General features: G+C 62.3%; 23 protein-coding genes and 1 tRNA gene. 14 read left to right on the top strand and 10 right to left on the bottom strand.

Annotated elements, in window-relative coordinates; all coding sequences use genetic code 11:
• Positions 1-18: 18 nt before the first annotated feature.
• The 3 genes from ACK5NW_RS12385 to cysM form a co-directional block, all read right to left on the bottom strand.
• Positions 19-246 carry a sulfurtransferase TusA family protein gene (locus ACK5NW_RS12385; protein WP_416928489.1) on the bottom strand — a complete coding sequence of 76 codons (228 nt, stop codon included), beginning with the start codon at positions 244-246 and terminating at the stop codon, positions 19-21.
• Positions 247-346: 100 nt separating this feature from the next.
• Entirely contained in the window at positions 347-898 is a 552-nt protein-coding gene (locus ACK5NW_RS12390; protein WP_416928491.1) for an NUDIX domain-containing protein, read from the bottom strand.
• Positions 899-978: 80 nt separating this feature from the next.
• Positions 979-1,881: a cysteine synthase CysM gene (gene cysM, locus ACK5NW_RS12395; RefSeq protein ID WP_416928493.1), complete on the bottom strand. Its 903-nt coding sequence runs from the start codon at positions 1,879-1,881 to the stop codon at positions 979-981.
• A 40-nt stretch (positions 1,882-1,921) separates the two neighbouring features.
• On the opposite strand from cysM, the gene ACK5NW_RS12400 reads away from it, so the two are divergent.
• Positions 1,922-2,008, top strand: a tRNA-Leu gene (locus ACK5NW_RS12400).
• 90 nt (positions 2,009-2,098) lie between these two features.
• On the opposite strand, the gene ACK5NW_RS12405 is transcribed toward ACK5NW_RS12400, so the two are convergent.
• A complete protein-coding gene (locus tag ACK5NW_RS12405; RefSeq protein ID WP_416928495.1) occupies positions 2,099-3,019 on the bottom strand; it encodes an NAD-dependent epimerase/dehydratase family protein in 921 nt (306 codons plus the stop codon).
• A gap of 54 nt (positions 3,020-3,073) precedes the next feature.
• Between ACK5NW_RS12405 and ACK5NW_RS12410 the strand changes: the two genes are divergently transcribed.
• Positions 3,074-4,120, top strand: coding sequence for a CDP-6-deoxy-delta-3,4-glucoseen reductase (locus tag ACK5NW_RS12410; protein ID WP_416928497.1), 1,047 nt, complete (start codon positions 3,074-3,076; stop codon positions 4,118-4,120).
• Positions 4,121-4,126: 6 nt separating this feature from the next.
• Here the strand turns inward: ACK5NW_RS12410 and ACK5NW_RS12415 are convergent, their stop codons facing one another.
• On the bottom strand, positions 4,127-5,611 hold the full coding sequence (locus ACK5NW_RS12415; protein WP_416928499.1) for a patatin-like phospholipase family protein: 1,485 nt from the start codon (positions 5,609-5,611) through the stop codon (positions 4,127-4,129).
• Between the two features lie 190 nt (positions 5,612-5,801).
• Here ACK5NW_RS12415 and ACK5NW_RS12420 point away from each other — a divergent pair, with 190 nt between their 5' ends.
• The 5 genes from ACK5NW_RS12420 to ACK5NW_RS12440 all read left to right on the top strand — a co-directional run bounded on the left by ACK5NW_RS12420 (position 5,802) and on the right by ACK5NW_RS12440 (position 10,422).
• A complete protein-coding gene (locus tag ACK5NW_RS12420; protein ID WP_416928501.1) occupies positions 5,802-6,806 on the top strand; it encodes a Bug family tripartite tricarboxylate transporter substrate binding protein in 1,005 nt (334 codons plus the stop codon).
• A gap of 17 nt (positions 6,807-6,823) precedes the next feature.
• Positions 6,824-7,780, top strand: a complete 957-nt coding sequence (ttcA, locus tag ACK5NW_RS12425) for a tRNA 2-thiocytidine(32) synthetase TtcA (RefSeq protein WP_416928503.1) — start codon at positions 6,824-6,826, stop codon at positions 7,778-7,780.
• Positions 7,781-7,802: 22 nt separating this feature from the next.
• A complete protein-coding gene (locus ACK5NW_RS12430; RefSeq protein WP_416928505.1) occupies positions 7,803-8,522 on the top strand; it encodes a DUF4136 domain-containing protein in 720 nt (239 codons plus the stop codon).
• A 90-nt stretch (positions 8,523-8,612) separates the two neighbouring features.
• Positions 8,613-9,266, top strand: a complete 654-nt coding sequence (locus tag ACK5NW_RS12435; protein ID WP_416928507.1) for a histidine phosphatase family protein — start codon at positions 8,613-8,615, stop codon at positions 9,264-9,266.
• Positions 9,250-10,422 carry a DSD1 family PLP-dependent enzyme gene (locus tag ACK5NW_RS12440; RefSeq protein WP_416928509.1) on the top strand — a complete coding sequence of 391 codons (1,173 nt, stop codon included), beginning with the start codon at positions 9,250-9,252 and terminating at the stop codon, positions 10,420-10,422. The genes ACK5NW_RS12435 and ACK5NW_RS12440 overlap by 17 nt, the downstream gene beginning before the upstream one ends.
• Before the next feature lie 56 nt (positions 10,423-10,478).
• Here the strand turns inward: ACK5NW_RS12440 and ACK5NW_RS12445 are convergent, their stop codons facing one another.
• The gene (locus tag ACK5NW_RS12445; protein ID WP_416928511.1) at positions 10,479-10,946 is read right to left on the bottom strand and encodes an Lrp/AsnC family transcriptional regulator; all 468 of its coding nucleotides are present in this window, start codon (positions 10,944-10,946) and stop codon (positions 10,479-10,481) included.
• Between the two features lie 154 nt (positions 10,947-11,100).
• On the opposite strand from ACK5NW_RS12445, the gene glmS reads away from it, so the two are divergent.
• Positions 11,101-13,005, top strand: a complete 1,905-nt coding sequence (gene glmS / locus ACK5NW_RS12450; protein WP_416928513.1) for a glutamine--fructose-6-phosphate transaminase (isomerizing) — start codon at positions 11,101-11,103, stop codon at positions 13,003-13,005.
• 178 nt (positions 13,006-13,183) lie between these two features.
• Positions 13,184-14,362, top strand: a complete 1,179-nt coding sequence (locus ACK5NW_RS12455; RefSeq protein ID WP_416928515.1) for an acetyl-CoA C-acetyltransferase — start codon at positions 13,184-13,186, stop codon at positions 14,360-14,362.
• 132 nt (positions 14,363-14,494) lie between these two features.
• Here ACK5NW_RS12455 and ACK5NW_RS12460 read toward each other — a convergent pair whose 3' ends face one another.
• Positions 14,495-15,160 (bottom strand): c-type cytochrome, encoded by a 666-nt coding sequence (locus ACK5NW_RS12460; protein WP_416928517.1) that lies wholly within the window; start codon positions 15,158-15,160, stop codon positions 14,495-14,497.
• Between the two features lie 149 nt (positions 15,161-15,309).
• Here ACK5NW_RS12460 and ACK5NW_RS12465 point away from each other — a divergent pair, with 149 nt between their 5' ends.
• The 3 genes from ACK5NW_RS12465 to ACK5NW_RS12475 all read left to right on the top strand — a co-directional run bounded on the left by ACK5NW_RS12465 (position 15,310) and on the right by ACK5NW_RS12475 (position 17,662).
• A complete protein-coding gene (locus ACK5NW_RS12465; RefSeq protein WP_416928519.1) occupies positions 15,310-16,152 on the top strand; it encodes an AAA family ATPase in 843 nt (280 codons plus the stop codon).
• 4 nt (positions 16,153-16,156) lie between these two features.
• Positions 16,157-17,005, top strand: coding sequence for a hypothetical protein (locus ACK5NW_RS12470; RefSeq protein WP_416928521.1), 849 nt, complete (start codon positions 16,157-16,159; stop codon positions 17,003-17,005).
• Positions 17,006-17,068: 63 nt separating this feature from the next.
• A complete protein-coding gene (locus ACK5NW_RS12475) occupies positions 17,069-17,662 on the top strand; it encodes a GNAT family N-acetyltransferase (RefSeq protein ID WP_416928523.1) in 594 nt (197 codons plus the stop codon).
• A gap of 136 nt (positions 17,663-17,798) precedes the next feature.
• Here the strand turns inward: ACK5NW_RS12475 and ACK5NW_RS12480 are convergent, their stop codons facing one another.
• Together ACK5NW_RS12480 and ACK5NW_RS12485 are read right to left on the bottom strand one after the other, a co-directional pair.
• Positions 17,799-18,938 carry a PepSY-associated TM helix domain-containing protein gene (locus ACK5NW_RS12480; protein WP_416928525.1) on the bottom strand — a complete coding sequence of 380 codons (1,140 nt, stop codon included), beginning with the start codon at positions 18,936-18,938 and terminating at the stop codon, positions 17,799-17,801.
• Positions 18,938-21,148 (bottom strand): TonB-dependent siderophore receptor, encoded by a 2,211-nt coding sequence (locus tag ACK5NW_RS12485; protein ID WP_416928527.1) that lies wholly within the window; start codon positions 21,146-21,148, stop codon positions 18,938-18,940. Before ACK5NW_RS12485 ends, ACK5NW_RS12480 begins: the two co-directional genes overlap by 1 nt.
• A gap of 211 nt (positions 21,149-21,359) precedes the next feature.
• Here ACK5NW_RS12485 and ACK5NW_RS12490 point away from each other — a divergent pair, with 211 nt between their 5' ends.
• Complete coding sequence (locus tag ACK5NW_RS12490; RefSeq protein ID WP_416928529.1) at positions 21,360-22,547, top strand: vWA domain-containing protein; 1,188 nt, start codon at positions 21,360-21,362, stop codon at positions 22,545-22,547.
• 105 nt (positions 22,548-22,652) lie between these two features.
• On the opposite strand, the gene ACK5NW_RS12495 is transcribed toward ACK5NW_RS12490, so the two are convergent.
• The gene (locus ACK5NW_RS12495; protein WP_416928531.1) at positions 22,653-24,092 is read right to left on the bottom strand and encodes a PLP-dependent aminotransferase family protein; all 1,440 of its coding nucleotides are present in this window, start codon (positions 24,090-24,092) and stop codon (positions 22,653-22,655) included.
• A gap of 203 nt (positions 24,093-24,295) precedes the next feature.
• Between ACK5NW_RS12495 and ACK5NW_RS12500 the strand changes: the two genes are divergently transcribed.
• Positions 24,296-24,529, top strand: coding sequence for a DUF2917 domain-containing protein (locus tag ACK5NW_RS12500; protein WP_416928533.1), 234 nt, complete (start codon positions 24,296-24,298; stop codon positions 24,527-24,529).
• The last annotated feature ends 28 nt before the right edge of the window (positions 24,530-24,557 follow it).

The following is a 24,557-nucleotide window of genomic DNA, read 5'->3' on the forward strand; positions in this document are numbered from 1 at the left end:
CTTGCATCCGCATTCGCATCAGCGCCGTCGCAGCACGTGGATGAACTGCTCGCCCTCGGTTTGCTGATCCATCAGCGCGTGGCCGGTTTGCTGGGCAAACGCCTGAAAATCGCGCACCGAACCGGCGTCGGTGCACAACACTTTCAGTAAATCACCACTTTGCAGCTCGGCCAACGCCTTCTTGGCCTTGAGGATGGGCAGCGGACAATTCAGCCCGCGCGCGTCAACTTCTTTGGCGATGTTCATGGTGTCATTGTCCGTGATTTGAGTGGGCTTGATAGCACGCACGCCGCATCAACTACCCTCCTTCTCAGAAGCTCGCGGGGCAGGCGCTTCGGGAGAAGCTTTATTCCAATCCCCGGCGGCGCTCGGCGTCTTCGGCTTCTGTGAAGAACACCGGCTCGTGCCCGCGCGCGCGCAGCCAGTCGGCCAGCGCATAGCCAGTGCCTGCAGGCCAGCATTTCAGCTCATGCAGGGCATACAGGCGGTAATCGACCAGCTCAGACGACAGCCGCACTTCGCCCGTAGCTTGTACGTCGTAAGCGATGATGACCTGATTCATCCGCTGAAAGTCGTACACGCCCACCAGGCTCAGCGATGCCACGTCCAGGTTGGTTTCTTCCTTGACCTCGCGCACGATGCCTTCTTGCGGCGACTCGCCCGCTTCCATAAAGCCGGTGATCAGCGCAAACATCTTCGCAGGCCAGGCCGCATTGCGCGCCAGCAGCACGCGGCCATCGTCCATCTCGACAATGGCGGCCAGCACCGGCGTGGGGTTGTTCCAGTGCGTCCAGCGGCAGACCGGGCAGCGCCAGCGCTCTTTCAAGCCACCATCTTCTTCGGCCGCCAGCAAGGCCAGCTCAGTCGCGCAGCGCGGGCAGTAGGTCCAGTCCATCATGCGGGCATTCGTTAATTGCTTTGTTTTTGATAGCTTTATCGCCTATTGCACCAGCGATACAAGCCGTTTTATCAAAATTTTCAAACCGGAAACACCCCAGTCGACAAATAACGGTCGCCGCGGTCACACACCACGAAAGCGATGGTGGCGTCACGCACCGTGGCGGCAATACGCTGGGCCACCCAGGCCGCGCCGCCGGACGAAATGCCGCCAAAAATACCTTCTTCGCTGGCCAGTCGGCGGGCCATGTCTTCGGCGTCGAACTGGCTCACCAACACCAGCTCGTCCACCGCACTGGGGTCGTAAATTTTGGGCAGGTATTCATCAGGCCATTTGCGGATGCCGGGAATGCGCGAGCCTTCGTCTGGCTGCGCACCAATGATGCGCACCTTGGGGTTCTGCTCTTTCAGATAGCGCGACACGCCCGTGATGGTGCCCGTGGTGCCCATGGCGCTGACAAAGTGGGTAATGCGCCCGCCCGTCTGCGCCCACAGCTCAGGCCCCGTGGTTTCGTAATGGATACGCGGATTGTCTGCGTTGGCAAACTGATCGAGCATGACGCCCTTGCCCTGCGTCACCATTTTGTCGGCCAGATCGCGCGCGTATTCCATACCGCCCGAGCGTGGGGTAAGGATCAACTCAGCGCCAAACGCCTTCATGGTCTGGGCGCGCTCTACCGATAGATCTTCCGGCATGATGAGCACCATGTGGTAGCCCTTGATGGCCGCCGCCATCGCCAGCGCAATGCCGGTGTTGCCGCTGGTGGCTTCGATCAACGTGTCGCCCGGCTTGATCTCGCCGCGCTCTTGGGCACGGCGAATCATCGACAGCGCGGGCCGGTCTTTCACCGAGCCAGCCGGGTTGTTGCCCTCCAGCTTGGCCAGCACCACATTGCCACGCGCTGCATTGTCAGCCGCGCCCACGCGCTGCAAACGCACCAGCGGCGTCTGGCCCACGGTGTCTTCAATCGTCGGATAGTTCATCGCCACACTGTGCCATAATTTGCGGCTTGGCTATCGCGCTGCCCGGGTGGCGAAATCGGTAGACGCAGCAGACTCAAAATCTGCCGGTGGCAACACCGTGCCGGTTCGATTCCGGCCCCGGGCACCATCCTTGTCTTTGGATGGCAGACATCAAGCGACACGCCAAGAAAAAAAGGCCGCATCAGCGGCCTTTTTCTTTGGCAGCAACCCTCAAAAGCTATTTTTTGGAGAGCAATCCAGCTTCTGGGCTGAAATAGCGCAAGCGCAGGCGCAGCTCGCGCTTCAAGCGCGTGTTGCCCATTCGGCGCGACTCACTCATGAACGACAGCAGCGTGGGGGGCAGTTGCTCTTGTGCAGCGGCGCGGCTGATGCGCGGTGGCCGGGGCAAACCATACAGGTCGGCAGCCAGCTCGAAATAGTCGCCCATCTTCAAGTCGCTATCGTCGTTGACGTGCACCACGCGCTGCGGTTTTCCGCGCCACAGCGCGGCCACGCAGGCACGGGCCAGATCGTCGGCGTGGATGTGGTTGGTAAACACGTCATCTTCAGCCGCCAGCACGGGGGTGCCACGCAGCAGGCGCGCGCGCGGGGTGCCGCCTTCGCGGTCAGGCGCGTAAATGCCTGGAATGCGCAGGATGCTGATGCGCACGTCATGCGCGCGGCCAAAGCCGCGTATGTGCTTTTCCGCCGTCACACGGCGGCGTGCGCGGGCGGTTTGGGGGCGCAGCGCGCGCGTTTCGTCAATCCATGCGCCAGCACAGTCGCCATACACACCGCTGGTGGAGCCGTACACCAGCGCCGCAGGCGTGGTGCGGCGGGCCAGCACGCGCAGCAAGGCGGCGGTGCGCGGATCGCCCTCGCCCACCGCAGGAGGTGGTGCCAGATGCAGTACATGCGTGGCCAAACCGGCCAAACGCCGCAGGCTGATCGCATCATCCAGATCACCCACCAGCGGCTGCACGTGCTGGCCGCGCAACAAGGGCGCGCGTTCGGTGTCGCGGGTCAACGCCAGCACACGCACCCGTGGTGCCAGCAGGCGCGCAGCGCGCTGCCCCACATCGCCATAGCCGACGACCAGCACCCGCGCGCGTTTGAAGCGTGCTGGCAACGCGCCAAGGGGCGTTTGGTTAGAGGGCACAATCGACCTTTCCCGAAAAATAGACACAACCCACGCCCCAAGGATAACCACGCCATGGCCTACACCATCACCGTTCAACCCAGCGGCCGCAGTTATGAAGCCGCGCCTGACGAAACCCTGCTGACTGCCGGCATCCGGCAAGGCATTGGCCTGCCCTATGGCTGCAAAGACGGTGCTTGTGGTTCGTGCAAATGCAAAAAACTCTCGGGCACCGTGGTGATGGGACCACACCAGGACAAGGCGTTGTCGGCCACCGAAGCGGCTGATGGTTATGTGCTGACCTGCTGCGGCACGGCCACCAGCGATGTGGTACTGGAGTCGCGCCAGGTCACGCACGCAGGGGCTTTCCCCATCAAGAAAATGCCTGCACGCGTGGCGCAATTACAGCGCCTGTCGCACGACGTGATGCACGTGCGCCTGCAACTGCCTGCCAACGATGTCATTCAGTACCACGCAGGCCAGTACATCGAATTCGTTTTGCGCGACGGCGCACGGCGCAGCTACAGCATGGCCAATGCGCCGCACACGCTGGTGGAAAGCGGCGTACCCATGGTCGATCTGCACATCCGCCACATGCCCGGCGGCCAATTCACCGACCATGTGTTCAGCGCCATGAAGGACAAGGAAATCCTGCGCATTGAAGGGCCTTACGGCAGCTTTTACCTGCGCGACGATTCACCCAAGCCCATCATCTTGCTGGCCTCTGGCACGGGTTTTGCCCCCATCAAATCCATCATCGAACACATGCAGTTCATGGGTATCACGCGTGATGCCACGCTGTACTGGGGTGGCCGCAGGCCGCAGGATTTGTACATGGACGACTGGATCAAAGCGCGCACGGCCGAGATGCCACACCTGCGCTACGTGCCCGTAGTGTCTGACGCGCTGCCTGAAGATAACTGGAGCGGCCGCACCGGCTTTGTGCACCGTGCAGTACTGCAAGACTTTGCCGACCTGTCGGGCCATCAGGTTTATGCCTGCGGCGCACCCATCGTGGTGGATGCAGCACGCGCCGACTATGTGCAGCAAGCCGGACTGCCCGAAGAAGAGTTTTACGCCGACGCTTTTACCACCGAAGCGGACAAGGCCCACGCCGCCTGACACAGCTCATTGGCTGGCCGACGCCTGCGGCAATGGCATCGGCTGCGGTTGTGGCATAGGCTGCGGCAGCCCTGTACGCGCACGCTCAATGGTGTCAATGCGCTGCATCAGCGCCTGATAGGCCGGGTTGTTGCGCAGCAGTCGCCCGGCCAGTTCACGTAAACGGTCTACCGCCTCGTTCGGCAACACAAAACTGGTGGGCAGTTCCATGAAATAGCGTTTTTCCGCCGCATCGGGGATGGCGTCAAAACTCACGTCAATGGCATCAAAGGTGATGAGCGGCACCGCCGCCTCGGCCTGCGCCTTGGACATGCCGCCCAGGCGTTTGTGGGCAATGTCCAGCTCACGCCGGTTGCGCCAGCGCTGGGCCATGTCTTTCAGTAGCTCAACCGATTCATACGAAAAGTGGTCAATCGGCACACTGGACGACTGAAACAGTTGCGCCGTCAGACCCGGCGGCGTGGGGCTGCGGTCCCAGTTCGTACTTGGTTCGGAGCGCGAATTGACCACGATCACGACGATGTGCTTTATCTGATCGAACCCCACTTCGCTCCGAAAGTGCGGGCTGGCCTCCAGTTGCTCGAATGACTCCAGCATGGCGCGCAAGCCCAGGTTGTCGGATATGCCGCCATCGACCACATGGATATAAGGCCGCTGGGCGCTGTCGCTGGTGTCGCGGATTTCTCGCGCGCGCAGCAAGGCGCGGCCTGCCGGGCGGGCGCGGTTGCCGGGATCGGCCACGTCTTGCAGCCAACTGGGCATGTGCGCGCCACAGTTGCCGCCGTAATTGCGGTAGGTCACAGGCGTCAGCACCACGGGCACCGCCGACGACGTAGCGGCTGCGCGGGCCAGACGCACTGCGTTGAGGTCAGAACACATCAAGTCAAAATAATTTTGCGAAAACTCAAAACGTGCGCCGGTCGACAACTCAGTGCCTGTGACCAGGGCAATTGGTGTCGTGCGTTTGAGCAAATCGGCATAGGTTGCGCCGTCGAACAGGATTTCGTCGTAATAGTCGGCCGCCATCTCTGAGCGGCCATAGCCCGCACTCCACAGCTTGCCCCAGCGGGTGGGGCTGAACGTGCGCACCAGCAATTCAGCCTGCACGTTGCGCTTCAAAAAGCGCGCTTCAAATTCATCGAACAACCGCTCACCATACAAGGCGTAAGACAACGCCGTAAAGCTGCCGCCCGACACACCGGCCATCAAGTCCACCTCTTTCAGCAAAGAGTGGGGGTTGCCATTGACCGTGATGGATGTGCGCCGCAACTCCTCCAGCACACCGTAAGACAGCGCCGCCGCCCGCGTGCCGCCGCCTGAAAAGGCCAGCAACACCAATGCATCCGGACTGTTGGTGCTTTGCTGGCGTTTGAGCAAAGGGGCAAGGTGATAGTCGGCATCAGGTGCAACCTGCGCGATCTGTGGATTGACCGGTGCCATGGCAGCGCAACCCGTGAGCAGCACCAGCAACCCGGCGCTCAGCCATACCATCGCACCACGCCAGACTGGCCACCGTCCATGACGGGCAAAAAACCTAATATCAAACATCATCAAGACAAGAAATTGGGTGAAAACGCGGCACGCAACGCAGCCATGGAGGGGACGGTATTGTGACTTGCAGCGCCTGTGCATGTGCAGTGCACCGGACACACGTCCGCCGTCCGGTCAGTAACCGCCGATAATGGCCGCCATGATTCAACGCAAAACCTTCATCGCGTCGCTTGCATTCGCTTGCCTGAGTGCATCTTTTGTCACGCTGGCGGCCATTGCCTCGGCCCATGCGCAATCGCGCCCGGTGCACCTGATCGTGCCCTACGCGCCAGGCGGCCCCATCGATGTCACGGCGCGCATTCTGGCCGAGCAGTTGAAAGACACGCTGGGCGGCCCCGTCATCGTCGAAAACAAGCCCGGTGCGGGCGGCAACATCGGCGTCGGCATGGTGGCCAAAGCCACGCCCGATGGCCAAACCATCGGCATTGCCGCCGTGGCCACCATGGCCATCAACCCCTGGCTGTTCAAACGCCTGCCTTACGACCCGGCCAAAGACTTGGCCCCCATCACGCAAATGGTGCGCGTGCCCAACGTGCTGGTGATGAACGCCGAAGCGGCGCAGCGTCTGCGCATCAACACCGTGGCCGATCTGGTGGCCTATGCCAAGAAAAACCCCGGCAAGCTCAACTACGGCTCGGGCGGCAATGGATCGGCAGGCCATCTGGCGGGCGAGATGTTCAAGCAAGGCGCGGGCATTTTTGCCGTGCACATTCCCTTCAGCGGCGGTAATCCAGCGCAACTGGCCTTGCTGGCGGGTCAGGTGGACTTCAACATCGACAATCTGGCCACAGCTTCGGCCAACATCAAGGCTGGGAAAATCAAGGCGCTGGCCGTCACCACGGCACAGCGATCGACACTGTTACCCGGCGTGCCTGCGTTGAGCGAAACCATCAAAGGTTTTGAAATCGACACTTGGTGGGGCCTGGTGGCCCCCGCCGCCACGCCGCCCGACACGCTGGCCCAACTCAGCAGCGCCTTCAGCAATGCCCTGCGCTCGCCCGAGACACAGCAGCGTTTTGCCCAACTGATGGCCGAGCCGGTGCCCAGCACACCCGCGCAATTTGGCCAGTTCATGACGCACGAGCGCGCCCGCTATGAGCACATCGTCAAGCGCTCTGGCGCGCAGGTGGATTGACTGCGGAACATCACCTTATGACCGAAAGCCCCGTTGTAACTGAGCCCGACAGCACAGCCCACGCCGCCAGCATATCCGCAGGCCCGGCAGGGCGTGACCGCGCCGTGCGCGAGGCGCTCAAACTTGAAAAACGCCTGTGTCGCCAGGTCGGGCAAGCCATTGCCGACTTCAACATGATTGAAGAAGGCGACCGCGTCATGGTCTGCCTGTCAGGTGGCAAGGACAGCTATGGCCTGCTCGACATTTTGCTGAAGCTGCAAGCGCGCGCGCCAGTGCGTTTTGAGCTGGTGGCGGTCAACCTCGACCAGAAGCAACCTGACTTTCCGGCCGAGGTACTGCCCAACTACTTGCAGTCGCTGGGTATCGAGCACCATATCGAAACGCAAGACACCTACAGCATCGTCAAAGCCAAAATTCCTGAAGGCAAAACCACGTGCAGCCTGTGTTCACGCCTGCGCCGGGGCATTTTGTACAGCGTGGCGCGACGCCTCAAATGCAACAAGATTGCCCTGGGCCACCACCGCGACGACATGCTGCAAACCTTGATGCTGAACATGTTTTTTGGCGGCAAGCTCAAGGGCATGCCGCCCAAGCTGGCCAGCGACAACGGCGAATTCATCGTCATCCGCCCGCTGGCTTATGTGCCCGAAAAAGACCTGGTGCGCTGGGCCGAGCACCGCCAGTTCCCCATCATTCCGTGCAACCTGTGCGGCAGCCAGGACAACCTGCAACGCCAGGTGATCGGCGACATGTTGCGCGAGTGGGAAAAGAAGTATCCGGGCCGCATCGAGAACATGTGCACGGCGCTGCAAAACGTGGTGCCATCGCACTTGATGGATGCACAGTGGCACGACTTCAAGAATTTGCAGGCCACCGGCGTGGCCGATGAGCAGGGTGACAAAGCTTTTGACGAAGAAGTGTTTCCAGAGCCAGTAGGCACTCCGTTTGCAGGTGTGCCGCTGGTCAGTACCTGACAATTTCAGCGAGGTACAAGCTATGTTCCAGCAACTGATTCGTGTGGTTTTTGGCGTTCTGGTTTTGGCGGCGCTGGCCGGTTGCGCCACTGGCCCCCGCACGGTGGGTGCCGATGTGCAAACCACCACGGCGCTGCCGCCCGGCTCGGCCGTGCTGACCGGCGCACGTTTTCGCTTTGATCGCCCACCTGCGACAACTAACCAGCTTGCATCAGAAAAACTGCAAGCCATGGCGCAAACCGCCCTGGCGCGTGTGGGCGTGGTGCGCGACGACGCGCGCCCCACCGTCAGCGTGCAGGTGCAAGGCCGGGCCTATGCCTACTGGCGCGACCCCTACGGCGACATGTACGGCGGCATCAGCAACGCGCGCATCTCGCTCGGCCTGGGCTATGGCTGGGGTGGTGGCGGCATCGGCTTTGGGTATGGCGGGCCGCTGTACGACCCGGACATCCCGGTCTATGCCAGCGAAGTCAGCCTGGTCATGCGCGATGTTCAGACCGGCCAGATCGTGTACGACACGCGCGCCCGCCATGACGGATCGTGGAGCGATACCGACAACATTCTGGCCGCGCTGTTTGTCGCCGCCCTGGAGGGCTACCCCAGCCCTGCCCAAGGCACCCGGCGAGTCGGCGTGCCCTTGCTGCCGCCGCCCAGTGCCCCACCTGCGGGCAGCAGCGCCGCCCCGGCTCCTGCTCCTGCTCCTGCTCCGGTTGCCCCAACCACCGCACCCGCCCGTGATTGACTCGGCGCTCACCACGCTGGTCTTGACCTGGCGCACCAGACTGTGAAGTAAGCCCACGCCACGCCATAGTCCCCATGGCATGATCGGGGCATGGAATCCACCCGCATTCTGGCCATACGCCACGGCGAAACTGCCTGGAACGTGGGTTCGCGCGTTCAGGGGCACCTGGATATTGGCCTGAACGACACCGGGCGCGCCCAAGCCGACCAACTGGCCCGCGCCCTGGCTGAGCGCGATCCGATTGACCACATCTACAGCAGCGACCTGGTGCGCGCGCTGGACACGGCACGCGCCGTGTCTGCGCAAACCAGCGCACCCATCACCACCACCAGTAATTTGCGTGAGCGCTGCTTTGGCGACCTGCAAGGCCACACGTTTGCCGAAATTGCAGCCCAATCGCCGGGTGAAGCTGAACGCTGGCGGCGGCGCGACCCCGACTGGACGCCCGCAGGCCAAGGCGGCGAATCGCTGACGGCGTTTCGCACCCGCGTGCTCACCACGCTGAACGCCCTGGCGGCGCAGCACCTGGGGCAGTGCATGGCCGTGTTCACCCACGGCGGCGTGCTGGACGTGCTGTACCGCGCCGCCACGGGTTTAGGCTTGCAGCACGCCCGCACCTGGCAAATAGGCAACACCGCCATCAACCGTTTGCTGTGGAGTCCCGCCAGCGGCCTGACCCTGGTGGGCTGGGCCGACAACAACCATTTAGAAGAAGGCAGATCCCTTGATGAGAGTACAAGCTAAAACCATTCCCAGCGCCCTATCCGCCCTGGTGGGCCACAGCGTCGACAGCATTGATACGCCCACGCTGGTGGTCGATCTGGATGCCGCCAACCGCAACATGCAGCGCATGGCCGAGTTCACTGCCCGCCGTGGTCTGCGGCTGCGCCCGCACGGAAAAATGCATAAAAGTGCCATGTTCGCCCGCCTGCAACTGCAAGCCGGTGCCATTGGCCTGTGCACGCAAACCGTGGGCGAAGCCGAAGCGCTGGCCGCTGGCGGCATCAACGATGTGTTCATCAGCAACGAAATCGTCAGCCCTTCCAAGCTGCACCGCGTGGCAGCACTGGCGCACCAGCTCAAAGCCCGTGGCGGCCAACTGGCGCTGGCCGTGGACAGCGCCGAAGGCGTCGCGCGCCTGGCCCAGGCTATGCATTTGACCAACGCCGCCATCGACGTGTTTGTGGAAGTCGATATCGGCCAGGGTCGTTGTGGCGTCAAGCCCAGGCAGCCTGCCGTTGACCTGGTCAAGCAAGTGAGCGAACACGCCCCCAGCCTGCGTTATGCCGGTTTACACGCTTACCACGGCGGTGCCCAGCACCTGCGCTCGCCTGAAGAGCGCCACACCGCCATGGCCCGTGCGGCCGAACTGGTGCAAGCCACCTGCGAGCTGCTGCGCACCGAAGGACTGGAGCCGCCCTTGGTCACCGGCGCGGGCACCGGCACCTTCATGGAAGAAGCCGCCAGCGGCGTGTGGAACGAGATTCAGCCGGGCAGCTTTTTGTTCATGGATGCCGATTACCTGCAAAACCAGCGCGGTGCCGGGCAAATCCAGTTTGAGTCGGCTTTGTTCGTCAAATCCCAAATCATCAGCGCGTCTGCGCGCCATGTGGTGTGCGATGCCGGACACAAAAGCCATGCCATCGACAGCGGCCTGCCGCTGGTCTGGTCACCCACGGGCCAGCCTCAGTGGACGTTTGCCAACGGCGGCGACGAGCACGGCATCTTGCACGCGGTCAAACCCGGCGGCCCCCTGCCCAGCCTGGGCGACACGGTCTGGCTGATCCCTGGCCACTGTGACCCCACGGTCAACCTGCACGACTACATCGTCGTGGTGCACGGCGGCCTGCTGGACGGGAAAGTGCAAGCCATCGTGCCTGTGGATGCCCGTGGCGTGTAAATTTGCTTCTATTTTTATAGCTTATATCGCTTTGTACAAAAGCGATTGACGCATTTTTAACCCAAAGGCAGCGCCGTATCAAATTTGGCGCGCCGGGTCGCGAAATAAGCTTTCACGTTGCGCACGTTGGCGTCTTGCGTAAACAGGTGCTGGGCCAGTGCCTGATAGCCCGGCATATCGCGCACCCGCAGCACCAGCACGAAATCCGGCCCCGGTGCCACGCGCCAGCATTGCTGTACCGCCGCCTCTTGTACGGCGCGCGCCTCAAAGACTTGCAAATGCTCGTCGCCTTGCCGGTCCAGCGTGATCTCTGCCAGCACGCTCAACCCGTGACCCAGCAGCGCAGCCACCGCGTCTTCATTCAGCACCGCCACCTGACGTTCGATCAAGCCCAACGCGCGCAAATGGCGCACCCGCCGCAGGCAAGTCGGAGCAGAGATGTTCAGGCGTTCGGCCAATGCCTGATTGCTTTGAGCCGCATCGCGTTGCAGCTCGGCCAGCAGCTTCCAGTCAATGGTATCCATCAATATTTTCATCCGTCATTTCTATATTTTAGAAATTAAATTTCACACAAAAATTTTAATGGAATTTAATTTTATATTTAATCAAATTTTATTCTAAAATTGTTCTTCAATACCGTTAGCATGGCTGCGTTCTTCAAACAAAGGGGGTTTTGCCATGTGCGGCATCGTCGGCGCAGTGTCCTTGCGCAATATCGTCCCGACTCTGGTGCAGGGCTTGCAGCGACTGGAGTACCGGGGTTACGACTCATGCGGCGTGGCCGTGCACACTTCAGGGGTCAGCGTCCCGCCCGGCACCTTACAGCGCGTGAGGGGTATTGCACGCGTGGCCGATCTGGCCGCCCAGTGCGAGCGCGAAAACCTGCAAGGGCTGACCGGCATCGCCCACACCCGCTGGGCCACCCATGGCGCGCCTGAGATCGGCAATGCCCACCCCCATTTCAGCACCGGCCCATACCTCAGCGCGGAAGCTGCCGCCCAGCGCCCCGGCCGCGTCACCCTGGTGCACAACGGCATCATTGAAAACTACGAAAGCCTGCGCGCCGAGTTGCTGGCCAAAGGCTACCAGTTCACCAGCCAGACCGACACCGAGGTCATCGTCCACCTGATCGACAGCCTGTACGCAGGCGATGTGCTGGCCGCCGTGCAGTCTGCCGTGCAGCGCCTGCGGGGCAGCTATTCCATCGCCGTGCTGCATCTGGATGAACCCCAGCGCTTGATTGGCGCGCGCGAAGGCTCGCCGCTGGTGTTGGGTGTGGGCACTGACGGGCAAGAAAATTTCCTAGCCAGCGACGCCATGGCCCTGGCCGGTGTCACCGATCAGATCGTCTATCTGGAAGACGGCGACGCGGTGGATGTGCAACTGGGCAAATATTGGGTGCAGGAGCGCACCGGTGGCCGTGTGCAGCGCCCCGTCAAAACCGTGCAGGCCATGAGCGGCGCGGCCGATCTGGGGCCTTATCGCCATTACATGCAAAAAGAAATCTTCGAGCAGCCGCGCGCCATTGCCGACACGCTGGAAGGTGTCGAAGCGGTGGTGCCAGAGCTGTTCGAGGCGGCCAGCAACCACACGCCGGGCGAAGGCGCATGGCCCACCTTTCAGTCCATCAGGCAGGTGCTGATTCTGGCCTGCGGCACCAGCTACTACTCAGGCTGCGTGGCCAAGTACTGGCTGGAAAGCATCGCCCAGGTGCCCACGCAGGTCGAGATCGCCAGCGAATACCGCTACCGCACCTCGGTGCCTGACCCCGACACCCTGGTGGTCACCATCAGCCAGTCGGGCGAAACCGCCGACACCTTGGCTGCGCTGCGCCACGCCCAATCGCTGGGCATGCACCACACGCTGACGGTGTGCAACGTGGCCACCAGCGCCATGGTGCGCGAGTGCAAGCTGGCCTACCTGACCCGCGCGGGCGCTGAAATTGGCGTGGCCAGCACCAAGGCGTTCACCACCCAATTGGCAGGGCTTTTTCTGCTGACCATGGCCTTGGCCAAAACGCGCGCGCTGATGACCGACGAGCAAGAAGCCAAGCACCTCAAAGCCATGCGTCACCTGCCGGTGGCGCTGCAAGCGGTGCTGGCGCTGGAGCCGCAAATCATCACCTGGGCCGAACAGTTTGCCGCCAAGGAAAACGCGCTGTTTCTGGGCCGCGGCCTGCATTACCCGGTGGCGCAAGAAGGCGCACTCAAGCTCAAAGAAATCACCTACATCCACGCCGAAGCCTATGCGGCGGGGGAGCTCAAGCACGGCCCGCTGGCGCTGGTAACCAGCGCCATGCCAGTGGTCACCGTGGCCCCCAACGACGCACTGCTGGAAAAGCTCAAAAGCAACATCCAGGAAGTGCGCGCCCGTGGCGGCGTGCTGTACGCCTTGGCCGATGCCGACACCCGCATCGAAAGCGCCAAAGACCTGCACGTCATCCGCATGCCCGAGCACTACGGGCCGCTGTCGCCCATTTTGCACACCGTACCGCTGCAACTGCTGGCCTACCACACCGCCGTAGCACGCGGCACCGACGTGGACAAGCCCCGCAATCTGGCCAAAAGCGTTACCGTGGAATAAATCCCCACGCGCAGGCGGCTATCATGTGGGTCGCCTTACTCGTCGCTGACATCGCCAATCTGGCATCGCTGGCCCAAAAAAGCGATCCAACCCGCATCGCCTTGCTGGGTATGGACACCATCAGGCGCGAGTTTGTATATTTTCGACCTATCTTTTCCATTCCCACAGGAGATCCATCATGGCTGAAGCCTATATCGTCGCCGCCCGTCGTACCGCCGGAGGCCGCCGCAACGGCCGTTTGTCTGGCTGGCACCCCGCAGACTTGGGTGCCGTGGTGCTGGACACCCTGGTGCAAGACACCGGCATCGACCCCGCCGCCATTGAAGACGTCATCATGGGCTGCGTCAGCCAGGCGGGCGAGCAGGCCAGCAACGTGGCGCGCAACGCCGTGCTGTCGTCCAAACTGCCGGAATCGGTGCCCGCCACGTCGGTGGACCGCCAATGCGGCTCATCACAGCAAGCGCTGCACTTTGCCGCACAGGCCGTGATGTCGGGCACCATGGATTGCGTGATCGCCGCTGGTGTGGAAAGCATGACGCGCGTGCCCATGTTCACGCCCAACGAGCTGCCCCGCAAGGCCGGGCTGGGCGTCAGCGTCAGCCCCGGCATGCAAGCGCGCTACCCCGGCGTGCAATTCAGCCAGTTCACCGGCGCTGAAATGATGGCCAAGAAATACGGCCTGTCCAAATTACAGTTGGACGAATACGCACTGGAAAGCCACCGCCGCGCCATCGCCGCCACCAACGATGGCCGCTTTGCCAAAGAAATCATCGCCGTGCCAGCCCGCCGCAACGACGGCGAAGTGATTGACGAAGCACACACCGTGGACGAAGGCATTCGCTTTGATGCCACCTTGGAATCCATCGCAGGCGTCAAGCTGCTGCAAGAAGGCGGTGCCATCACCGCCGCCAACGCCAGCCAAATCTGCGACGGCGCCACCGGGGTCATGGTGGTGAGCGAAAACGCATTGAAAACCTTCGGCCTCAAGCCCCTGGCTCGGATCCATCACCTGTCGGTGATGGGGCACGACCCCGTCATCATGCTGGAAGCGCCTATTCCAGCCACAGAAATCGCGCTGCGCAAAGCGGGGTTGAAAATCAGCGACATTGACGCTTATGAGGTCAATGAAGCCTTCGCCTCCGTGCCCCTGGCCTGGCTGAAAACCACCGGTGCAGACCCGGCACGCATGAACGCCAATGGCGGCGCGATTGCGCTGGGCCATCCGCTGGGCGCATCCGGCACCAAACTGATGACCACGCTGATCAACGTACTGACGCAACGTGGCGGCCGCTACGGCCTGCAAACCATGTGCGAAGGCGGCGGCATGGCCAATGTGACCATCATCGAGCGTCTTTGAGTCGGGTTGCCATCACACCATGAGAGGGCAACGTGCTGTACAAGCAGGTTGCCCTTCACAAAATCAGGGGCTGCTCAGAGCCGCTGGTGATCAAAAACTGCATTGGGCGCATTCCGCGCCGAATGCAGTTTTTTATTTGAAGCGTGGCTCCGGCTTGGTCATCACTTGCCCCGGCAATGACCCGATGTAATAAGCCATGGCCTTCAGCTCGGCATCGGAAAACTGCTTGGCCGTGCCTGCCATGATCGGGTTGGCGCGCCCCCAAGTGTGGTGCGTGTCGTCACGGTACGACTTCAGGGCCACAAACAGATAGTCAGGATGCTGGCCCGCCAGCTTGGGGTAGCTGGGATCCAGCCCCTTGCTGAAATTGTCACCGTGACACGACACGCAAGCGCCTTTTTTCAGCAGCTCGGCCACCTCGGCACGCGGCTCGCGCGGTGCGGGCAGATCGGCCGGGGCGTTGTCGGCCTGGGCATAAAAAGCCGCCACATCGGCAATGTCCTGATCGCTCAGCGATCCGGCAATGCCGCGCATGCTGGGGTGCTTGCGATCGCCTTTGCGATAAGCCGCCAGCGCCGCTTCAAGGTACTTCGCACTTTGGCCTGAAATCTTGGGAACTTTGTAGACCTCAGGAAAGCTGGACTGGTAGCCCACAATGCCATGGCACCCAATGCACATGGCGACTTTGTTGGCACCGGCCTTGGCATCACCAGTCGTCACATCTTGCGCCATCGCCGCAGGTGCTGCGGCAACGGCCAGCAGCGCAGCCGCTAACATTGGGGACAGAGAAGGTTTCATAGTGGGTGCACAATTCATTCCAGAATCATCAGGATGAATTATTTGATATAGATCAAACGCCATTCTAAACATGGATCAAGCAGCATGCTGATCCCTATTTCCCCTCCCTTGTCACACCACGCTTGTTCTGCTTTACCTCTGCTTTACCCATGAAATTCCAAGGTTCCGATAACTACGTCGCCACGCAAGACCTGATGCTGGCCGTCAACGCCTCCATCACCCTCAAGCGCCCGCTGCTCGTCAAGGGCGAGCCAGGCACCGGCAAAACCATGCTGGCTGAAGAAGTGGCCCAGGCGCTGGGCCTGCCGCTGTTGCAATGGCACATCAAAAGCACCACCAAGGCGCAACAGGGCCTGTACGAGTACGACGCCGTCAGCCGTCTGCGCGACAGCCAACTGGGCGACGACCGGGTGAAAGACATCCACAACTACATCGTCAAGGGCGTGCTGTGGCAGGCTTTCACGGCCGACGAGCCGGTGGCGCTGCTGATCGACGAGATCGACAAGGCCGATATCGAATTCCCCAACGACCTGCTGCGCGAGCTGGATCGCATGGAGTTCCACTGCTACGAAACGCGCGAGACCGTGCGCGCCAAGCACCGTCCGGTGGTATTCATCACTTCCAACAACGAAAAAGAATTGCCCGATGCCTTTTTGCGCCGGTGCTTTTTCCACTACATCAAGTTCCCCGAGCCTGAGACGATGAAGCAGATCGTCGACGTGCACTTTCCCAAGCTCAAGCAAGAGCTGCTGAGTGCCGCCATGAAAGTGTTTTACGACGTGCGCGGCCTGCCGGGGCTAAAGAAAAAACCCTCCACCAGCGAGCTGCTCGACTGGCTCAAGCTGCTGGTCGCCGAAGATATTCCTCTCGATGCCTTGCAAAGCGCCGACAACAAAGTCAGCGTGCCGCCGCTGATCGGCGCGCTGCTCAAAAACGAGCAGGACGTGAGCCTGTTCGAAAAACTGGTCTTCATGAACCAGAGAAACCGCTGACGCCATGCTCAAGCCATATCCACGCCAAGCCGCCCTGGCGGCCTTGCTGGCCTTGGGGCTGGCCAGCGCACCAGTGCCTGCCCAGGCATTTTTGGGTGCCGTGGCCAAAGTGCTCGCCAAGGGGGCCGGTAAATCTGCCGCCAGCAAAGGGGCCGCCACCGGCGCGGCGACTGTCGGCGCAGCGAATGTGGCTGAAGATGGCGTACAGGCCGCCGCCAAAATCGGCGGCGCAGGCGCGGATGACGCGGCGCAACTGTCCAGAGCCTCGGGCCTGGGGCCTGCCGTGCCCGACGAAGTGCGCGCCATGCTCAAAACGCCGGGCAAGACATTGGCCGACGTGCCCGACCCCGGCACCCACGCCTGGCTGTCCACCCCGCCTTCCAAACTGAGCGCCGCCGACGGCGACGCCATGGTGCGCGACTATGTCGAGCTGCTGGCGGGCCGCCCTGCCAAAGGCCCGCTCATCCCAGACCCCAAGACCAGCGCAAAACTCAGCACCCAAGTCAGCACAAAGGCCGCCACTGAAACCAACGCCAAGGCCGTAAAAGTCACCAAGGCAGACGCGCCAAAACCTGCGACAACCGCCACCGCAACGCCCGCGCCCGCTCCCCACCCCAAAAAGCAAACCGTCGAAGTGCCCTGGTACGCGGCTGAATTGTTGGTGCGCGCCACCACCACCGGCAGCAAGCTGGCGCTGACCGAACAGCAGCGCCTGTGCCGCAACGCTGCCGACGCCAGCTTACGCCAGCGCTACTGCGGCTCGGCCGCTGATCGTCGCGTGACATCGGCCATCATGCGCGAGCGCATGCGCCAACGCCTGCGAGAGCAAGGCGTTCCGACCAGCGCGCCATGAGCCGCGCCACTTGAAAAAAAGCAGCGCTGACCGCGATGGCCAACCCGTTCAGGAGCGATTGATATGCCCTTTGTTGACCCCGTGGTGATGGCCGAGCGCGGCGTGCGTCTGGAGCCGCTGGCACTGGCGCACGAAGCGGGCCTGCGCGCCGCCGCCGCCGATGGTCAGTTGTGGAATCTGCGCATCACCAGCGTGCCCGCACCTGAGCAAACCCGTGCCTACATCGAGCAAGCTTTGCAAATGCGCACCGAAGGCCATCGCCTGGCCTTTGCCGTGATGGACGATGCCACCGGCCGTGTGCTGGGCAGCACCAGCTACCACGACATCGTGCCCGCCGTGCAGCGGGTCGAAATTGGCTACACCTGGTACGCCCAAAGCGTGCAGCGCAGCCACGTCAACACCACAGCCAAACTGATGATGATGCGCCACGCCTTTGAAGCCTTGGGCTGCGCCGTGGTCGGCTGGCGAACCGACAACTACAACTTTGCCTCGCAAAAAGCCATCGAGCGGCTGGGTGCCCGCAAAGACGGCGTGATCCGCCACCACGCGCTGCGCCGCGACGGCACCGTGCGCGACACCGTGATGTACAGCATGACCGCCGGCGAATGGCCCGAGGCCAAGGCGCAATTGCTGTACTTGCTGAATCGCCCGCGCTGACGGCTTTTTCAGCACGCAACCGGCCTGATCTGGCGACAGGCACAGCCTCTGGATCAGCATATTTTTCAGGCTGTTTGGGCTTTCAAAGCCTATCTATAAAACGAATTCAGCTATCGTTTTTGAATCTCTCGGCGGCTCAGGCAGAACGCACCTGTACCCGCTCACGTTGCTGGGGCCGCTGCGCATACAGCCACCAGCCCGTGGCGACAAACAGCAACAGCGCCAGCGACGCCAGCAGCATCACCGCCCGGCTGACCGTGCCCGCCCACGATCCCGTATGAAGCGGGTGCACCCAGCGCACCACGCGCTCGCCTGCGGACTGGGCGGCATGCCGCACGTCACGCTCCAGCATGCCGCTGTGCGGCGCGATCTGCATCAGGTTGCGCTCCCGGTCGTGAAAGGCATCCGCCGCGAGCCAGGTAATTTGCACCGGATGCCCCGGCGCGCGCGAAGGACGCAAGCTGGCGGATGTCCAGTCCACCCCGGCATCATTCAACGCCTGCCATGCCCGCTCCAGCTCTTGCGCGGTTGACGTATCTACCGGCCCGGGCTGGCGCGGCATACGCTGGGGCGGGGCAGCCCCCACCGCCGCGTGGGTGGCCACGCGCACGCTGTCAAACGCCCAGTACACGCCCGTCACGCTTGAGAGCAAATACACCGGCAGCAGCCACACGCCCAGCGCCGAATGCAACGACCACCAGAACGCCCGCCCGCGCAAGCGCCAGTCCACCTTGAACATGCGCGCCCAGGCGCTGAGCCGGGCACCGCGGCGTGGGCTGCGCACCACCAGCCCGGTCGCGCCCATCAACAGCAGCACCAGCGCCAGACTGCCCACCACCCAGCGTCCCGGTTCTTTGGGCAGCAGCAGCCAGCGGTGCAGCGCCTCGATGGTTTCAAAAACGGTTTCGCCATGCTGCGCACGGGGCTGGCCCGTGTAAGGGTCCAGAAAAAACACCCGTTCCTGCGCAGGTTGACCCGGCACCTCGGCCAGAATCAGACGCGGCGCAGCGCCTGCCTGGGCAAACATCGTCAGCGTGGCGATGGGTCGCCCATGCAAGCTGGCGGGCAAACGCGCCAGCAAAGCACCAGGGGTCAACACCGGCCCAGGCCGCAGTGCCACCTGGCTAACACCGGGGTTGGCCCAAGCCAGCAGTTCCACCCGGTAAGTCAACAACGCCCCACTGACGCCCACCACCGCCAGCCACGCCCCCAGCACCAGCCCCGCCCATCGGTGCCCCACCCGGCTGAACGCGCGCCACCGGGCCTGTTGGGCCATTACAAATCGACCGAGAACACCATCTTGGCCGTGCGCGGCGCGCCCGAAGCCAGGCGCGTACCGGCACCTGCCCAGTAGCGCTTGTTGGTCAGGTTATCGACCTGCAATTGCCAGCGGGTGTGGCGTCCGGCAATTTTGGTGCTGTAGACCACGCCGCCCGAAAACAGCGTCACGCCGCCCAGCCAAGCCTGGTTGAGATCGTTCACCGGCCTGCGCCCGGTGTAATACGCCCCGCCATTGACCGACAGACCCGGCACGCCCGCAAACGCATAGTTCATGAACAGGCTGGCGGTACGGCGTGCGGCGTTTTCAGGCAGCTTGCCGTCGTAGTCGGCACCAATGCCGCCAAATTTGGGGCGCAGCCACTGGGCCGATGCCTGCCAACCCCACTGGCGCGTCAATTGCCCCTGCATGGCCAGCTCCAGCCCCTTGTAGGTCTGGCGGCCACTGCCCACGAAATCGTTGTCGGCATTGGTGTAATAGCCGGGCCGCTTGATATCGAACACGGCGGCCGACACCAAAGTGCCTGTGCCTACCAGCCAGCGCACGCCCAGTTCTTTCTGTTTGGAAATGCCGGGCGACATGCGCGTGCCAACGTTGTTGGTGCCTGTGGGCGCGGTTTCGCCCTCTTCCAGCCCCTTGGCCCACGAAGCGTAAAACGACAAATCGTTGCGTGGCCGGTAAATCACCGCCACCATCGGCGTGGTCTTGTTGGGTGCGTAATTGATATCCCCCTGGTCGCTGCGGTAGCGCGTGTAGCGCAGGCCCGCCAGCACCTGCCACTGCTCGGTCAGACGAACGCGGTCAATCGCGTACAGCGCGTTTTCACGGGTTTCATAACCTGCCGTGGTGGGGTTGGTCGGCATAGCCCCCCAGGTCACACTGCCCGACACATCCACCGGGTCGTACAGGTTTTGCGCACTGACGCTGTAGTTTTGCCGGTAGATCGGATCTTGCTCTTTGGTCACATGGCTGATGCCGAATACCGGCTCATGCATGAAACCAAAAGTTGAGAACATGCCCGCCAGCTCGGCGCGCACCATCTTCGAGTTGATCGAATAATCCTGCGAGTTGCCTCTGATATCGCCCGCCCCGGTGGCCACCGCCGCCGCATTGCTGAAGCGGAAGATGGGCAACTGACGCAGTCGGTCAACCTTGGACTGCCCGCCCTCCAGCGTCAGCGCCCAGTTATCGCTGAGGGACACATCGGCGCGCACCAGCGCATTGAATGTCTTGGCCTTGAAGCGCGCCCAGTCCGGCCCGATCAGGTTTTTGGGGTCTACCGGATCGGGCAGCGTGATCACGCCATTGACCGCGCTGGGCAACTGAATGCCTGCCTGCTCGGTGATGCGACGGCGGTCGTATTCCAGATCGGCGCGCAGCGTCACACGGCTGTTGACACGCCAGTCGAACGCCATCGACGCAAAGCTGCGGTTGCCGTGGCCCACATCATCCAGATACGTGCCCAGATAGCCCCCGGCGGCATTGATGCGCAGGCCAAACTGCTGCTCATCACCAAAGCGGCGGCCGACGTCCATCTGGGCCAGCGCCGTGCCGTTGCTGTCCAGCGAAAAACCCAGCCGCGACACTGGCTGGCTGCCCGCGCGCTTGGTCACCAGATTGACCACGCCCGCAGGCGAAGTAAAACCGTAATACAGCGCTGAAGCACCTTTGAGCACCTCGACACGCTCTTTGTTTTCCATCGGCGTTTGCGAAAAGTTCATCACCGGCAGCGAACCGTTCAGGCGGTAATTGGTGCGGTTTTCCACCGCCATGCCGCGAATCACCAATTGATCCCACGTGTCGCCGCCGTTTTGCTGGCGCGTCACGCCAGCGGTGTTGCGCAAGGCGTCGTACAGGCCCGTGGCGGCCTGAGCATCCAGCGCTTCGCGCGTGACCACGTTCACCGTCGATGGCACTTCCATCACGCTGGAGCCGCGAAAAGTGCCTGCCTCTACCGTTTGCGGGCGCAAACCTGCGGCCTTGACACCAGTGACCGTGACCGTGGGCAGGGCCGCCCCTTCATTCACAACCGACTCATCCGTAACCGACTCATCCGCAACCGATTCTTGCGTCGGTTCGTCCGCCGCCCAGACCATTCCCGCACTCAACGCCAGCATCAGCGGAACGGTGACACGCACTGCCGCCGTCGGCATCCGCCGCTGACCAATAGGGGTTAATTTGATAGACGCTGAAACAACGAACGCCATGGCAGTGCTCTCCCTCTTATAAAACAAAATAAGAATAGTTTTTATTATCTGTATGTTTTGCATGCTGCCCATCTGTTGGGCTACAGCTTTACCTGGCACAGTGGCACTCAGGCCACACAGGCGACAATGCTTTGCTGGCGGTGAACGCACAATGCAGGGCATTGGCCATCCTGCGTAAAGAACGCAGCCACCGCCCTAACCCACCCACACCATGCTGATCGATTTTTTCTATACCCTGCGCGCGGCCAAGCTGCCAGTCTCGGTCAAAGAATTCCTGACCCTGCTGGAGGCTCTGCAAGCCAACGTGGTCGGCCCCAACCAGCCCGAGGCCTGCTCCATCGACGACTTTTATTACCTGGCCCGCACCGCGCTGGTCAAGGACGAAAAGCACTTCGACAAGTTCGACCGCGCCTTTGCCGCCTACTTCAAGGGCGTGGAAATGCTGGCCGACTTCCGCCAAGAAATTCCAGCCGACTGGCTGCGCAAGGTGCTGGAAAAAGAACTCAGCCCCGAAGAAAAGGCCGCCATCGAGAAGATGGGCTGGGACGAGCTGATGGAGACCTTGAAAAAACGCCTGGAAGAGCAGAAAGAGCGCCATGAAGGCGGCAGCAAGTGGATCGGCACCGGCGGCACCAGCCCGTTCGGCCACGGCGGCTACAACCCGCAAGGCATTCGCATTGGCGGCAAGGGCGGCGGTAAAAGCGCCGTCAAGGTGTGGGAAAAGCGCGCCTACCGCGACTACGACGACACGCAGGAGCTGGGCACGCGCAACATCAAGGTGGCGCTGCGCCGGCTGCGCAAGTTTGCCCGCGATGGCCACGAGCTGGAGCTGGACCTGCCCGACACCATCCGCGCCACCGCCGCCAACGCCGGCTGGCTCGACATCAAGATGGTGCCTGAGCGTCACAACAACGTGAAGGTGCTGCTGCTGATGGACGTGGGCGGCACCATGGACGAGCACATCCAGCGCGTCGAAGAGCTGTTCTCCGCCGTCAAGGCCGAGCTGAAACACCTGGAGTTCTACTACTTCCACAACTGCGTCTACGACTTCATGTGGAAGAACAACCGGCGCCGCTTTGCCGAGAAGTTCCCGACCTGGGACATCATCCGCAAGTACAACAAGGACTACAAGCTGATCTTCGTCGGCGACGCCACCATGAGCCCCTACGAGATCCTGCAGCCCGGCGGCAGCGTCGAATACAACAACGAAGAACCTGGCGCCAAGTGGCTGCAGCGCCTCACCCACGCCTTCCCCAAGTTCGTCTGGATCAACCCCGAGCCGCAGGGCGTGTGGCAATACCGCCAGAGCATCGCCGTCGTCCAGCAGCTGATGGGCCAGCGCATGTTTCCGCTCACCCTCAAGGGGCTGGAAGAGTCGATGCGAATGCTGTCCAAATAAGCTGCGCAAACACCACGATGGCAACGGACGGGGGGCGTTCATCCAGCGCCTGACTGCTCTTTTATAAGCTCGGTGGCCAAGCTCCCGGCAGAAAAAACACGCCGATCAAACCTTGGGGCGAACCATCGCTGTCGCGATGCCTCCCATGCGCTGCAATGCCACCTCGTGGGCAGGCGTCCAATCATTGCCCATACCCAGCCGCAGGCAGTTGCGAAAACGCCCACTGCTACTGAATACGGTGCCCGGCGCAATCAACATGCGCTCGGCCAAACAGCGTTCGTGCAGTTCCACCGTGTCCAGCCCCCGGGGCAATTCCATCCACAGCAAAAGCCCGCCCGGCGGTGCGCTGACGCGGGTGCCTCGCGGAAAGTGCTCATCCACGATGCGCCGCGCCTGCTCCAACCGCGCCGAAGCTTGCGCTCGCAATTGACGCATGGCCGCAGCCTGCCCCGCCTGGGTGATGAGATCGGCCAGCGCCAGTTCCAGCACAGCCGACTGCCCTCCCGACTGGGTATCTTTGATGGCACAAAGCCGGTCACTCCAGCGCCCGCCTTCCAGCCAGCCCAGACGCAGCCCCGGTGCCAGCGTTTTGGAAAACGAGTGGCACAGCATCACATGGCCCGTAGTGTCGTACGACTTGACGGTGCGGCGCATGTCGTCCAGCGTGACCAGGTCGTTGTAAATCGCGTCTTCAATCACCGCAATATCGTGTTGGGCAGCCATCTGCACCAAACGCCGCCGCTCAGGCTGAGGCATGCAGGCTCCCAACGGGTTGCTCAGAGTGGGCACCAGCAGCACCGCCTTGACCGGCTGGGTGTCCAGCGCCAGTTGCAACGCATCCAGCGACAGACCGTGGCGAGGATGCATGGGAATTTCCAGCGCCCGCAAATGCAAGCTCTGCAGCAGCTCAAGAAACGAAAAGTGAGTGGGTGACTCAATGGCCACCACATCGCCTGGCTGGGTTACCACGCGCAAGCACAACGCTATCGCATCCATGCAGCCACCAGTGATGAGGATGCGGTCGGCCTCCAGCGAACAGCCCATACCCACCGCGTAGCGCGCGATGGCACGGCGTGCTTCTGCTTCGCCCCGGATGTCGGGATAGGCACACAGTAGATTCCGGTTGCGCTGCACAGCACGCACGAGGGCGCGACGTACGCGATCAGGGTTGAGCATGTCCAGCCCCGGTGTGCCGCTGCTGAACGACAGCAACCCTTCTGGCCGCTCACGTCCCAGCACGCGCCGTCCCAGCCAGTCGGCCGACACTTCGCGCGGCTTGCGCTGAAGGCGCGAGAACGTGGGTTCGGGCAGTTCGACTGGACGCAGTGCCACAAAAAAACCCGAACGCGGTCGCGCCGCAATCAGCCCCGCATCTTCCAGCCAGTGATAGGCCTGCACCACTGTGCTGACCGCCACGCCATACTGACGCGCCAGATCGCGCACAGAAGGCAGCCGCTCGCCACGCGCCAACGTTCCGGCATGAATCAACTGCGCCAGTTTTCCGGCAATTTGCTGGTACAGCGAAGGCGTGTCATCAAGGCGCATTCTGAAATTCTGTACTGATTTGCTTTCCGCCATCCAGTACAGAGGGCCGCCAACTTCATCCATACAGATGCCGCCACAACGCGCCCTGTCACGGCACACATCGCACCGCATTGCCACTGTTCAGCGCGTGCGGCGCGCCGCACAGTGCCCGCATGAACGAACGCCTTCTCACACCCCCAGCCCCTTCCCCGGAGGAAGTTTCCATGCGTGCCGCCGATCCCGTGATGACTCTAACTTGCCATGCCTCAGAACACATCACGCTGGACGTGCTCGTCGGCCGCTTGTGGTTGACACGTCACGACAGCCCCGAAGACTGGTTCATCGAAGCTGGGCAGCGGTTTGCGGCCAAAGGGCCAGCGCGCCTTTACATCGGTGCCGATGGGTCGCAAGCCATGCGCCTGCACTGCTCGCGCCACACTGCGCGGCCTGATGCATGAAAGGCGGCCACAACGGTCGGCTTGAGAT

The sequence above is a fragment of the Ottowia sp. genome, from assembly GCF_047975795.1.
GTDB lineage: Bacteria > Pseudomonadota > Gammaproteobacteria > Burkholderiales > Burkholderiaceae_C > Ottowia.